The 13,186-nt window shown below is 40.8% G+C and carries 14 protein-coding genes; 3 read left to right on the top strand and 11 right to left on the bottom strand.

The genetic code is table 11. The features are described from left to right. From LX92_RS19310 to LX92_RS19265, 10 genes are all read right to left on the bottom strand, one after another. The coding region (locus LX92_RS19310) for a transposase (protein WP_211315897.1) at positions 1–266 on the bottom strand (266 nt) is incomplete at its 3' end. Positions 267–302: 36 nt separating this feature from the next. Beyond that, the gene (locus LX92_RS19305; RefSeq protein WP_146197874.1) at positions 303–944 is read right to left on the bottom strand and encodes a hypothetical protein; all 642 of its coding nucleotides are present in this window, start codon (positions 942–944) and stop codon (positions 303–305) included. A gap of 204 nt (positions 945–1,148) precedes the next feature. Beyond that, a complete protein-coding gene (locus tag LX92_RS19300) occupies positions 1,149–1,334 on the bottom strand; it encodes a hypothetical protein (protein WP_109654112.1) in 186 nt (61 codons plus the stop codon). Positions 1,335–1,347: 13 nt separating this feature from the next. After that, complete coding sequence (locus LX92_RS19295) at positions 1,348–1,842, bottom strand: hypothetical protein (protein WP_109654110.1); 495 nt, start codon at positions 1,840–1,842, stop codon at positions 1,348–1,350. Then, complete coding sequence (locus LX92_RS19290; RefSeq protein WP_109654108.1) at positions 1,835–2,050, bottom strand: hypothetical protein; 216 nt, start codon at positions 2,048–2,050, stop codon at positions 1,835–1,837. The genes LX92_RS19295 and LX92_RS19290 overlap by 8 nt, the downstream gene beginning before the upstream one ends. A 111-nt stretch (positions 2,051–2,161) precedes the next feature. Next, positions 2,162–2,866 carry a lysoplasmalogenase gene (locus LX92_RS19285; protein ID WP_146197873.1) on the bottom strand — a complete coding sequence of 235 codons (705 nt, stop codon included), beginning with the start codon at positions 2,864–2,866 and terminating at the stop codon, positions 2,162–2,164. After that, positions 2,851–3,282, bottom strand: coding sequence for a (4Fe-4S)-binding protein (locus LX92_RS19280; RefSeq protein ID WP_109654104.1), 432 nt, complete (start codon positions 3,280–3,282; stop codon positions 2,851–2,853). The genes LX92_RS19285 and LX92_RS19280 overlap by 16 nt, the downstream gene beginning before the upstream one ends. Positions 3,283–3,317: 35 nt before the next feature. Then, entirely contained in the window at positions 3,318–4,628 is a 1,311-nt protein-coding gene (locus LX92_RS19275) for a cryptochrome/photolyase family protein (protein WP_109654103.1), read from the bottom strand. Between the two features lies 1 nt (position 4,629). Continuing rightward, positions 4,630–5,319 carry an SDR family NAD(P)-dependent oxidoreductase gene (locus LX92_RS19270; protein ID WP_109654101.1) on the bottom strand — a complete coding sequence of 230 codons (690 nt, stop codon included), beginning with the start codon at positions 5,317–5,319 and terminating at the stop codon, positions 4,630–4,632. A 1-nt stretch (position 5,320) separates the two neighbouring features. Beyond that, the gene (locus tag LX92_RS19265; protein WP_109654099.1) at positions 5,321–5,815 is read right to left on the bottom strand and encodes an SRPBCC family protein; all 495 of its coding nucleotides are present in this window, start codon (positions 5,813–5,815) and stop codon (positions 5,321–5,323) included. Positions 5,816–5,917: 102 nt separating this feature from the next. On the opposite strand from LX92_RS19265, the gene LX92_RS19260 reads away from it, so the two are divergent. From LX92_RS19260 to LX92_RS19250, 3 genes are all read left to right on the top strand, one after another. Beyond that, positions 5,918–7,081 (top strand): T9SS type A sorting domain-containing protein, encoded by a 1,164-nt coding sequence (locus LX92_RS19260; protein ID WP_109654097.1) that lies wholly within the window; start codon positions 5,918–5,920, stop codon positions 7,079–7,081. A gap of 89 nt (positions 7,082–7,170) precedes the next feature. Then, a complete protein-coding gene (locus tag LX92_RS19255) occupies positions 7,171–8,016 on the top strand; it encodes a DUF2911 domain-containing protein (RefSeq protein WP_109654095.1) in 846 nt (281 codons plus the stop codon). Positions 8,017–8,138: 122 nt separating this feature from the next. After that, positions 8,139–11,351 (top strand): glycoside hydrolase family 2 TIM barrel-domain containing protein, encoded by a 3,213-nt coding sequence (locus LX92_RS19250; protein WP_109654093.1) that lies wholly within the window; start codon positions 8,139–8,141, stop codon positions 11,349–11,351. Positions 11,352–11,435: 84 nt separating this feature from the next. Here LX92_RS19250 and LX92_RS19245 read toward each other — a convergent pair whose 3' ends face one another. Beyond that, positions 11,436–13,172: a sodium:solute symporter gene (locus LX92_RS19245; protein ID WP_109654091.1), complete on the bottom strand. Its 1,737-nt coding sequence runs from the start codon at positions 13,170–13,172 to the stop codon at positions 11,436–11,438. Between the last annotated feature and the right edge of the window lie 14 nt (positions 13,173–13,186).

Raw genomic sequence — 13,186 nt, 5'->3', positions numbered from 1 at the left:
TCAAAGCTGCTCTGCCTGTCCTGGGGCGTATCGATGTCGAAGGTGCCGTAGCCGCTCTTGATCGTCTTCTTGCCCTTGCCGTTGCGTTTGTTGCCCTTGGTCCTTTGAACTTCGTTCAAATGCCCCTCCATCTCGGCCTCAAGGGCCTTTTCGATCACGTTCTTCAGCATTGGGGCGAAAGCACCTCCTTTACCGAAAAGGTTCTTGCCGGACATGAACTGGTCAAGCACCTTCTTTTCGAATTCTGTTTGTTCTTCTTTTCTCATGATTCTGTCTGAATAAAATTAATACTTAAATTTATTTCAGACAGAGTTCAGTTTACACCCTCGTTTTGATGGACTAATAGAGAAGTTTCCTTCATTATTTGTTATCAAAACTACTTGATCTGTATAATCAAAATATTTGATAAGGTGGTATGTCTTTCCTTGTGTGGCAAATTCTAGTTTGACCATAAAATCAATTGGGGTGTTCTTCAAGACTACAGCTTCAGGTTTACCTTCATATGCTTTTTGTCCTTTTTCGTCATTCATTACACCTTTATCTTTTTTGGTGTATTCTAAAAACTTGGCATGATCTAGAACAAATGGATTCAAAACCGTATATTTTGTTGTTACTGGTTTTACGGCAAGAGATGCGTTCTTAAATTCATAGTCCTCAATAATTAATCTCTTATCCTTCATTTGTGACCTTATACTTTCATCGTTATTAAATTCAGTATACAATTGCCCCATCAGAAACATATTGAACAATCCGTTTTGGCTTGTCTTAGCAATAATTTTATTAATATCGGGATTGGTGCTTTTGCCGGAGAACAGTTGTTTTAGAACTGCTGGGTCCAAATTGGAGAGTACCGTAAAAACATCCGATTGATTTAAAAGCGTATTGATAAACCATCTCCCCTCTGAAAATTCAGCAGATAAAATACCGATGATTGGAAAAGGCATTTGATCCATTATAAAAGAATACCTCACATATGCCATCTGCCTGCCTTGGTAATTGAATCCATACACCATTTCTAATTATCTGCATCGATTTTTTTAATAGCCTCAAAATGGGATTCGTCACGGGAGGTTGTTGCATTTTCAGCCAGATAATCGCTAAGTGCCCACTCCATATCAGATGCGGAGAAGAATGATTGTAATAAGCCTTCAATTTCTTTGTAATTGATCCCTTCTTTTTGGCTGGTTTTTTTTTATTTTAAGTGGTGGATCGTAGGTTTGGAAGGTTAAATCTATCGGAGCAGTGTATTCTACAACTATGCCTAAATTTTCTTGTTGCCCCTGAACACTAAAGGCATATAGTAGAATTAATAAGTAAATAAGCTTAATTTTCATTAGTTTAATTTTTCTAAGATTTTTTTTTGCGTTTTTGTATTTGATAATGAATAATATACCATACGCAAGGCAGTAAGAGTATCCACGTTATCATATTGATATAAGCTTTAATTTGCCCTATTGAATATGGTTTGGGAAATTTTTCGGAAGTTCTTATTGAAATTGCACCGTCCATAGTATTGTACCATACGGGGATTTTAAGCTCATTTTCAGGATAACCATCCGTTGTCCATATTTTTTTCATTCCTTTTCCTGTATAAAAAACTCTCTTTTTTGTTTTAAATTTTTTTAATGTTCCATTGAAATAGTAAAAATCTCTACCCCCGCTGCCAGCTCCCTTGCTCTGGCTTTCATATATTAAGACATCCTTGCTGAAGTACTCTGTAGGATAAATTGTTGCGTATAGCCATTTTAATTCCGAAAAATTGTGTAATAAACTATCTAATAGCCCGGAAAGCGCAAAAAACACTACAATCCAACTAAAAACGTATTTTACTCCTTTACTCATATTTAGGCTCTATTAACTGTACTTTTTCATAAAATGTTTCGGTTTCAAGTTTTAAACCAGCAAAAATTACATAAGCATTGGCATTAAAATCCATCCAAACACCCTCTTTTAATAATATGTGGTCAAATTTATTGTCATACCACCCGATTCTATACAGTTCAGCTCTAGTCAAACCTGAAGCGGTTGCCCACGCTAGCGCGAGCGTCACGCTCGTGCCATATTGCTACGATATATAACAGCAATCATCAATGTTCTATTGTAAATAAATGTATCTAATTTTTGTTGAATCAATAAGGTAACAACCCTTTTAAAAACCTGATTATGGATTTTCCTGATCCAGCACACCTTGGGTGATCAAATATTGTGCCGTGGCATAGGTACCCATGATCAATAGGTGGGAGTAGGGGACATCGATTAAAAATTTATTGATTGCCAATATACTATCGGAGGCAATAAAGAACAATGCTCCCCAAAAAACCAGGTTAAAACTGTATTGCCGCACCTTGCCTTTTCTTCCAAAGGCCGCTAAGGCCATCAATAGAATAACGGCTACATAAAAGATAACGGGAATTTTAAGGGCTCCAAGTCCCGCTTGTATCTGAAAGAAGAGAAAACCCCCATAAAAGGCCAACAGACCTAAAACCAACCAAAAGGTGTTTGAAAATGGAGTATTCCGCTTTCTGAAAAAAAGAACGGTATATACCACATGCGCCAGAAGAAAGGAAAGGAGTCCGGCCACGAAATAATGGGACGAAATGCCATCATACATCAGAAAAGCATCACCCAGCCAAGAAAAAAAGAGGGCCATCAGCATTAACCCATAGGTAGGCTTCCCTAGTTGACGCCCATTAATGGCAAAATAAACCATTAGGGAGCATAGGATCAAGGGTTTGGTAAAATGACGCATGGCATCATCCCCAATACTACCCACATACAAATCGATTAGGACAAGGAGGGTGAATATGGGCAGAAAATAGGTAGACTTGGGGTTGGCCTTACCCATCTTATTTAGCTGTCTTTCCAACCCACCTTATTATGGGTGCCGTCGCAGAATGGTTTGTTGTTAGAGGCGCCACAACGGCAAAAGGCAGTTGTTTTTTCCTTGATCTCTTCGTTGCCATCCGCATCGATGATGGTTATTTGACCATCTACCAATAAGGGTCCGTTCGGTTTTATTTTTACTGTTGTCATATCTTTATTGATTTTGATTTCTTCTGATTTACCTTTGATGCGATAACTTAAAGCACCGGTCGGACAGGCCGATATCTGTAGCATCAATTGTTTTTTTGAGGCATTTTGATGCTTTATCCAAGGCCTTTCCCCAGGTTGGTATACTTCGGGCAATTGCTGTACGCATACACCGGAATGAATACAGGTTTTGGGTTTCCAAATAATTGTCATGTCCCCCTTGGTATATTCTTTTATGATTTCTTTTTCCATGGAAACTATTATCCCTTAAATATACTAAAAATGTCTTATCCGAGTGCTTCTTTGTAAACCTTTAAACATCGTTCCCTAGCCTTTTTATGGTCGACCATTTTATTCGGATAGGTCAACTCCTGTAGGTCCTTGACCCAATGGTTGATATAGTTTCGCTCTTTGTCGAATTTCTCGATTTGTGTGGTGGGATTGAAAATACGAAAATATGGGGCTGCATCGACACCACTACCGGCTGCCCATTGCCAATTACCCACATTGGAACTCAATTCGAAGTCCAATAGCCTTTCGGCAAAATAGGCCTCTCCCCAACGCCAATCGATCAATAAATGCTTACATAGGAAACTGGCCACCAACATACGTACCCGATTGTGCATATAACCGGTTTCATTCAGTTCACGCATTCCTGCATCAACCAGGGGATAGCCGGTTTCACCGTTTTTCCATTTTTCGAATTCTTCCTCATTATTCCGCCATGGAATACGATCATATTTGGGCTTAAAGGCGTTATTTACGGTATTGGGAAAATGCCATAGGATCTGCATAAAGAATTCCCGCCAAATCAATTCGTTCCAAAATACCTCGTTCTTTGCCGCTAGTGCTTTTTGTAGTACTTGTCGTATGGATACGGTACCAAATCGTAAATGGGGACCGATTCTGGAAGTACCATGGCTTATGGCAGGAAAGTTTCTTGTAGCCTCATAATTTTCGATCAGGTCTTCAGAAACCAGATAATCGGGCACTTTTATGGGCGATTTTTCAAAGCCCAGATCCGCTAAGGTCAAAAAGGGTAATTCACGGTTTTGAATGAAGTTGTTGATCAAGGGGTTATCATCGATCTGCTTCAAGGGGTTGGCAGTGTCGAATTTTTCCTTCCACTTGTTTTTGTACGGGGTATATACCACATAAGGCTTACCGTCTGCCTTCACAATTTCATCCCGCTCAAAAATCACTTGGTCTTTAAAGGTCTTAAAAGCGATGCCCTTAGGGGCAAGGAGTTCTTTTACCTGTCTATCACGCTGCAGGGCATAAGGTTCATAATCGTGGTTGGTATAAACGGCCTCTATTTCAAAATCCTTGGTCAAAGTCTGAAAGATCTCAAGGGGCTGACCTAGGTAAATACCTATGGAACTGTTCGATTTTTGCCTTAATTCCGAATTGATCTGGGAAATTGTTTCGTGGATAAAGGTAACACGGGCATCGTTTTTCGGTAATTGATGCAGGATTTCCTTATCAAAAATAAAAATGGGAAGTACGTTGGATGTTTGTTGAAGGGCATAGGTCAGCCCAGTGTTATCTTTTAATCGCAAATCGCGTCTAAACCAAAATAGGGATACTTTATTTGTCATATCAATGAACATTCAGGGTTGATAATCCTCCGTCTACACCTAGGATCTGACCCGTCATCCAGGAACTATCCGAACTGAGTAAAAACTGGGCGATTTTGGCCATATCCCCGGCTTTTCCAACACGTTTAAGCGGATGTCTTTGGGCCATCATTTCCTTCTTTTTTTCATTATTCAAAAGTCGCGCAGCCAAGGGGGTGTCGACCAGGGAGGGGGCAATGGCATTCACCCGTATTTTGGGGGCGTATTCGGCGGCGAGTGATTTGGTAAATCCCTCTATAGCCCCTTTTGCCGCGGCCACACTGGTGTGAAAGGGCATACCTGTCTGTACGGCTACCGTACTGAAAAAGACCATACTTGATCCTTCAACCATATAGGTTATGATTTGTTTTATAGTGTTCACCAAGCTGAAAAAATTTAGGTGCATATCCTCTTGAAAGGTTTCTAATGATAACATCTTAAAAGGTTTTAAGTTAATGCTTCCAGGGCAATAGACAAACCCGTGGAGTTCAGTGGGCAGCAGGGAAGTATCCAAAGTATCCTTGGTAACATCATAAGGGATATGGGTAACCTTTGGAAGATCGGTAATTTCCCATGAGCGGGAAGCTACGAAAACATGATGGTTTTCCTGTAGGAGTTGGGCCAACGAATGTCCAATGCCCTGTGATCCCCCAATCAATAGTATATTTTTCATCTTATATGGATTTTAGGTTTAATCGCGTCGGTTGGTCTTCGAGACAACCAAAGCGTTCTACTAGTTTTTGTTCGCGATATTTAAATACCTTGGTCAATTGCTTCTTGATCAAAGGATACCCCAAACGACCCAAAAAACCAAAAGGAAGTTTTATATCGATAATATCTTCCATAAGTACACCATTGGGTATTGCTTTTATAAAATGTTTATGGTGCCAAAGGGCATAAGGTCCAAAGCGTTGTTCATCCACAAAGTACTCCCCATCCCTAACATGTGTGATTTCAGTAACCCATCGGGTCGGGAAACCCGGAAAGGGAATCACCTTATACTGGATAATCTGTCCGGGGAACATGGCCTTATCGGCTCCCGATAAAATATCGAATCCCATATGATCCGGGGTGATGGCCGCAAGATTCCTAGGGTCCGATAAGAATGCCCATGCCACATCCTTTGTTATGGGGAGGGCTTGGGAAGCATGTAATTGATAGAGTTTCATAAATGTCAATCTAATAATGTTTAACAAATATAGTAAAAGATTAAACAATATAGAAATATTCATTTCATTTCTATTTTGTACATTGACGTTTTGGAAATCACTATGAGAACGATTGTACTACCTATACTAATACTGTTTCTGCTTTATGAAGGCAGCGCCCAAGTTAATGTTGAAGAAGTAGGGCAGATGCCTATGGAATTAATGGAGAACTCGGGGCATATATTCTACAACGGTAGTTTGGTCTCCCACAATGATTCGGGCAATGCACCGATACTTTATGTTTTGGATACGGTTAATATGCAAATAACCCGCAGGGTGACCGTTTTGAATGGGACCAATATGGATTGGGAGGACCTTTCCCAGGATGATGCCTATATCTATGTGGCCGATATCGGTAATTATTCGGGCATACGAACCGATTTGGCCATTTATAAGATTTCCAAAGACGATTTTGATCGAAGTGATGAAGTCTCCGCAGAAATCATCAAATTCAAGTATGAGGACCAGCAGGATTTCGTTGATAATGGGGAAAGTAATTGGGATGCCGAGGCCTTAACTGTGTTCAATGACCAATTGTTGCTGTTTACAAAACAATGGTTGGATGAAGGTACGGTGGTCTACAGCATTCCCAAGGAAGCAGGGGATTATGTAGCGAAAAGGGTAGCATCCTATGCTGCGGGTGGACTGATTACAGGGGCCTCATACGATGCTCTCCAGAATGATTTATTGTTGGTTGCCTATTCAAGTACCTTATCGCCCTTTGTTTTAATAAGTAGGGATATTGGGATGTCCTCACTTTTTGGGGATGCTGTGGAACGCATACCTTTGGATATCGGTTTTGCTCAAGCAGAGTCGATTACAACCGTAGGGCTACAGCGCTATTTCATAGGTACCGAACAGTTTGTGCGGGAAAATTATGGGATACATCTAGATCCAATGCTCTATGCCATCCAATTTAAGAAAGATAATGACCCAATCGATGAAATGGAAGAGGAGGAAGAGGAGAACCCCGATATAGACCATCAGGAAGATCGTCTATTGCTCTTCGATTCCTATAATCCGGAAAAACTTCAATATGATCTGTTGTCGAACAAATCAATTCTGGCCCAGGCGGTTTTCGATACTTCGGGTAAAATGGTCCAATTTACATTGGGTGCCGATATCGAAAATAACGATTTGGATGTAACAACCTTTAAATCAGGTGTATATTATCTTACGCTTTATTTGGGTGATAAAGTGTTATCCAAGGCTTTTGTGGCCTATTGATAAACCGATTTCCGTTTATTTAAGAGTTTGTTAACAAATCTGACAAGGGTTTATATATAGCTTTGGAAAAACTATAATTCAACAACAAAATGAAAAAATTTCTAGTATTAGTATGTGTGGCCTTGGCTTCCTTTTCAATCGAAGCCCAGATAAAGACGCCACAGCCGAGTCCGTCATCAACATTGATGCAAACCGTGGGATTAACCGATGTAACCGTGACCTATTCAAGACCTGCCATGCGCGGTAGGACTATTTTTGGTGATTTGGTGCCTTATGATAAACTTTGGAGAACAGGTGCCAACAAGAACACCACTATCGAGTTCAGTACCGATGTTACTATTGATGGTCAAGAACTTAAGGCGGGTTCCTATGCCATTTTTACCAAACCAGGGAAAACTTCTTGGGAAGTGATCTTTTATTCTGACACAAATAATTGGGGTACACCACAGAAGTGGGATGATAGCAAAGTAGCTGCCAAAACAACCGTAGAGGTTCTGACCATGCCAATGGATGTTGAATCCTTTATGATTGTGATCGATGAAATAAGTAATGATGCCGCTACCTTGGGTATACTTTGGGAAAAGACCTATGTGGGTGTAAAATTTGAGGTTCCTACCGATGCCACGGTAATGCAAAATATCGATAAGGTCCTTAACGGCCCTGGGGCTGACGATTACTATGCCGCAGCGGTTTATTATTCGTCAACGGATAAGGATATCAACAAGGCAAAGGAATTTATGGACAAGGCCATGGCAATGACCAAAGAACCCGCTTTTTGGCAATTAAGACAACAATCCTTGATACAGGCTAAGGCTGGGGACAAGAAAGGTGCAATTGCGACCGCAAAAAAATCTTTGGCAGCAGCTGAAAAAGCTGGTAATGCGGATTACGTTAAAATGAACAAGGACTCCTTAAAGGAGTGGGGTGGTATGTAAAAAAACATTCCATAGTATATTACAGAAACCCTGACGCTATTGTCAGGGTTTTTTTATGTTATAATGGACTATAATATTCAGGGATGTAGTAAATTTATAGTTTCACAATTCCTTAAAAGACCATGCATAAGAATTTCGTTTACCTCGCTGTTTTAATTATCCAATTTTCTTGCCAAAAACCAATTGAAAAACCCACTTATACAGCGGAAAAATGGGAGAACCCGGAATGGGAAAACCCTGAAATATTTGAGATCCATAGGGAAGCTCCCGTGGCTTCATTTTATAGATACACCAATACGAAGGATGCCCTGGCGAATGAAAGTTGGGAACAATCCCCACTTTACCGGTCATTAAACGGTAAATGGGATTTTTATTATGCCGAAAATCCAATGAAAAGACCTGTGGATTTCTATAAAAACGATTTTGATCTTACGGGTTGGGATACCATCCCTGTTCCTTCTAACTGGGAAATACAAGGACATGGGATTCCTTTTTACACCAATATCACGTATATGTTTCCGGCAAATCCACCTTACATTCCCCATGAAATCAATCCGGTAGGTAGTTATAAACGCGAATTTGAAATCCCGGATACGTGGAACGACAAAGAAATCTATCTTCATTTTGAAGGCGTTAGTGGTGCCATGTACATTTGGCTAAACGGGGAAATGGTAGGTTATAATGAGGGAAGTAAGACTCCCGCGGCCTATAATATTACGAAACTTGCCAAGCGGGGAAAAAACGCATTGGCCATACAGGTATTGCGTTGGTCGGATGCCAGTTATTTGGAAGATCAGGACTTTTGGCGATTAAGTGGTATTGATCGTGATGTCTACGTTTATGCTACCCCAAAATCGACCCTAAAGGATATTAGGGTAACAGCGGATTTGGACAATGATTATAAGGATGGCGTATTTGGACTGCAATTGAAAATCAATCAAGCCACCGAAAATAAAGCGGTACAAGCGGAAGTGAAATTATTGGAGGGTGATACAGAGGTTTATACGGAAGCCAAACCAATAAAAGGTGATGCAGGTCTTGTTGAACTGGCTTTTGAAAAAGAAATACCGAATGTAAGAACATGGAATGCCGAAACCCCAAACCTCTATACGTTATTGATCAGCCTCACCAATAAGGATGGATCGGTTTCGGAGGCAACCTCAGTAAAGGTTGGTTTTAGGAAAGTCGAGATAAAGAACAACCAATTTATGGTCAATGGTAAGGCGGTGTTATTGAAAGGGGCCAATCTCCATGATCATAATGACAAAACAGGACATGTGGTCACCGAGGAACTTACCTTGAAGGACCTTACCGTAATGAAGCAAAATAACCTTAATGCCATTCGTTGTAGCCATTACCCCAAGAATCCCCATTTTTATAGAATGTGCGATACCTATGGCTTTTATGTTATCGATGAGGCCAATATCGAAATACATGGAATGGGGGCTACCAATCAGGGTTTGGATGCGGACATTAAAACCCAACAAACGCATCCTTCCTATCTTCCCCAATGGAAGGCCATGCACTTAGATCGTACCATGCGCATGTTTGAAAGGGATAAGAACCATGCCAGTATCATTACCTGGTCTTTGGGCAATGAGTCCGGTAACGGGGCCAATTTTTATGCGACCTATGCCTGGTTGAAAAGTCACGATGCAACGCGTCCTGTACAGTATGAAGGGGCAACTCATTACGAAAACACCGATATACAGGCTCCTATGTACATGCAAATATCGGATATGGTGAAATACGCCGAAAATAATCCCAAAAGACCCTTGATCCAATGTGAATACGCCCATGCCATGGGTAATAGTGTAGGGAATCTACAGGAATATTGGGATGTCATCGAAAAATATGATGTGTTACAAGGTGGATTTATCTGGGATTGGGTCGATCAAGGGTTGTTGACCAAAACAGCGGATGGACAGGAATATTGGGCCTATGGTGGTGATTTGGGAGGTAAGGATTTTCAAAATGATGGAAACTTTTGCCTTAACGGATTAGTAAATCCGGATAGGACAGCACACCCCTCCCTACACGAGGTAAAGAAAGTGTACCAATATGTGAAATTCAAGGCCGATGATGCCAAAAAAGGTACCGTTACCATCCATAACGGCTATGATTTTATAAACTTGGGTCAGTTTGGTTTTGATTGGAAATTGTTTAAAAACGGAACTGAAATCGCGTCGGGCGACCTTCCTACTATGGATATTCTCCCTGGTGGATCAAAAACAATAAAAATTGATTTACCAAAATTGGATGATCCAAAAGCCGAGTATTTTTTGAATCTTTATGCGCATACCAAGGCGGCAAGTGCCCTAGTACCCGTAAATCATTTAATGGCCTACGAACAATTCCAGCTTAAACCCTATACACCTGAAAAATTCATAGAGGCCAATAGGAATAATGGAATCGATATTGTTTCCAAAAATAATGATGTGATTATTAGCGGGGAAGGGTTTGAAGTGCGATTCGATGCGGAAAAAGGAACTTTAACCGCTATAGACTACGGTAATGGCAATATTTTACAAAAAGGTATTACCGCTAATTTCTGGAGGGCAACCACTGACAATGATTTTGGATATGATATGCCCAAAAAACTAGGGGTTTGGAAAGATGCCACGGAAAATCAAAAGTTATTGGAAGTCTCCATGAATTCCATAAGCGGGGAGCAGGTAATCGATGCCCTGAAATTAAGTGCAAATACCTTTAAGATTGAAAATGGTACTATCCAGATTAAATCGGATTATGAACTTAACGGGCCACAGGCAAGGGTAGCTATTACCTATGACATCAATGATCAAGGTGAAATCAGGGTCACCACCCAGTTATCAGGGTTATCCAAAGAACTACCGGTATTGCCAAGATTCGGCACCAACTTCATCATCAATAATGAATATCAACACGTGCAGTGGTACGGTAGGGGACCCCATGAGAATTATCAGGATCGTAAGACAGGGGCGTTGGTAGGTAGTTATAAGGCTTCTGTTGATGATTTATACTATCCCTACATCCGTCCACAGGAAAATGGCAATAGATCGGATATTAGATGGGTCACTTTTGCAAATGAAAAAGGTCAGGGTATAAAAATATATGCACCCCAGTTGTTCGATTTTAGTGCCCATCATCAATACAATAATGATTTTGACGCAGGGAAAAGCAAACAGCAAAGGCACACCATTGATATTGTAAAGCGCGATTTGGTCAATATCAATATCGACTATAAGCAAATGGGAGTAGGGGGTGATAATAGTTGGGGATTAATGGCTTTGGACACCTATCAGATCCAACCGGAAAATCGTTCTTACAGCTATGTTATAAAACCTTTGGAATAGGAATAGCCCAATCGGAAAAGAGGTTGTTTGGGTGCTTTTTTTCGAATCGTTTGCGGCAATGGCTTACCCTATATTTTGGGATTATTACGGTTGAATGGGTGGGTTTTTCAGCAATCTATCAAAAGCCTCAAACACAAGGGCAAATATAATGACGAGTGCTGCCCCAATGAAGTTCAACCATAAGTACCCTAATTTTTCCTGTCCTGCAGGATATATATGGATCAGGTTGTAATAGGTGATACAAACCAATACCTGCGTCAGTATCGCAGCGATGAAAACCGCATTCCCCTTTACATATTTAAAGAAGAATGCCAAAAGGAAAATACCCAGCACATTTCCATAGAATATGCTCCCAATGATATTCACCAATTGTATTAGGTTGTCAAAAAGATGCGCTATACAAGCGATGATAATAGCAATTATACCCCACATGAGCGTAAACCCTTTGGAAACCATTACATAGTGCTTGTCAGAGAGGTTTTTTGAGGTTTTTCCCCGTTTATAAAGATCCAATGCCGTGATAGTACCCAGTGCGTTCAGTTCCGAGGCCGTGGAAGACATGGCTGCGGACAAAATCACCGCCAACAATAAGCCTATCAGTCCCGTAGGTAGGTTATTGAGGATAAAATGTATGAACACGTAATCCTTATCATTGGTTTCAATGGAATCGTCGGCGAGTTTGATCAACGCCTTTGCGGCCACCCTGTTGGTACTGTCCTTTTTATTGATTCCTATCATTTGCGCCTTGGCCGCCTCAATAGTGGTATACTCCTTAAGGTCAAGCGCTATGGCAAATTTATTCTGGGCGATTACCTTTTCGGATTCCAATTCAACCTGACGTTGCTGTAAAACCTTGTAATCATCGGCATATTCGGAATTCAGGACCCCCTTCGTGGCTGCGGGATTAAAATTCAAAGGCGAAGGATTGTACTGATAGAAAACGAAAACCATGACCCCGACCAATAAAATGAAAAATTGCATGGGAATCTTGAAAATGCCGTTAAAAACGAGGCCTAATTGACTTTCCCTAACCGATTTTCCGGAAAGGTATCGTTGAACCTGACTTTGATCGGTTCCGAAATAGGCCAATGCCAAGAACAATCCACCGGTGATACCACTCCAAAAAGTATATCGGCTTTTTGTATTGAAGCTAAAATCCAAAATGTTAAGCTTATCACTGGCCCCAGCGATCTTTAAGGCTTTTCCTAATCCAATATCGTTGGGCAAATAGCCCAAAATAAAGAAAAAGGCCATAAACATTCCGGTAATGATAATGAACATTTGTTGTTTTTGGGTCACACTCACCGCTTTGGTACCCCCTGAAACAGTGTAAATGATCACCAAAGTGCCAATAATAATGTTTAAGGTGCGTAAATCCCATCCAAGAACAGCAGAAAGTATAATAGACGGTGCAAAAATCGTTATCCCGGCAGCTAAGCCTCGCTGAATCAAAAACAAGATTGCCGCCAGCGAACGTGTTTTGACATCAAAGCGTTTCTCTAAAAATTCATAGGCGGTGTACACCTTTAATTTATGGTATATCGGAACAAAAACAAGGCAAATGATAATCATGGCCAAAGGCAACCCAAAATAGAACTGCACAAAGCCCATCCCATCATGGAAGGCCTGGCCTGGCGTGGATAAAAAGGTAATGGCACTGGCTTGTGTAGCCATAACGGAAAGTCCAATCGTCCACCATTTGGATTGGCTGCCACCCCTTACATAATCATCGACATCCTTGCTACCACGAGTCTTCCAGACACCATAAACTACGATGAATAAAAGTGTGCCCGAAAGAATTACCCAATCTATAGTCCCCATATTACATAAAAGCG

Source organism: Maribacter polysiphoniae (genome assembly GCF_003148665.1).
GTDB classification, from domain to species: domain Bacteria; phylum Bacteroidota; class Bacteroidia; order Flavobacteriales; family Flavobacteriaceae; genus Maribacter_A; species Maribacter_A polysiphoniae.
Note: the sequence above shows the minus strand (reverse complement) of the source record. Positions and strands in the feature narration are given on the sequence as shown.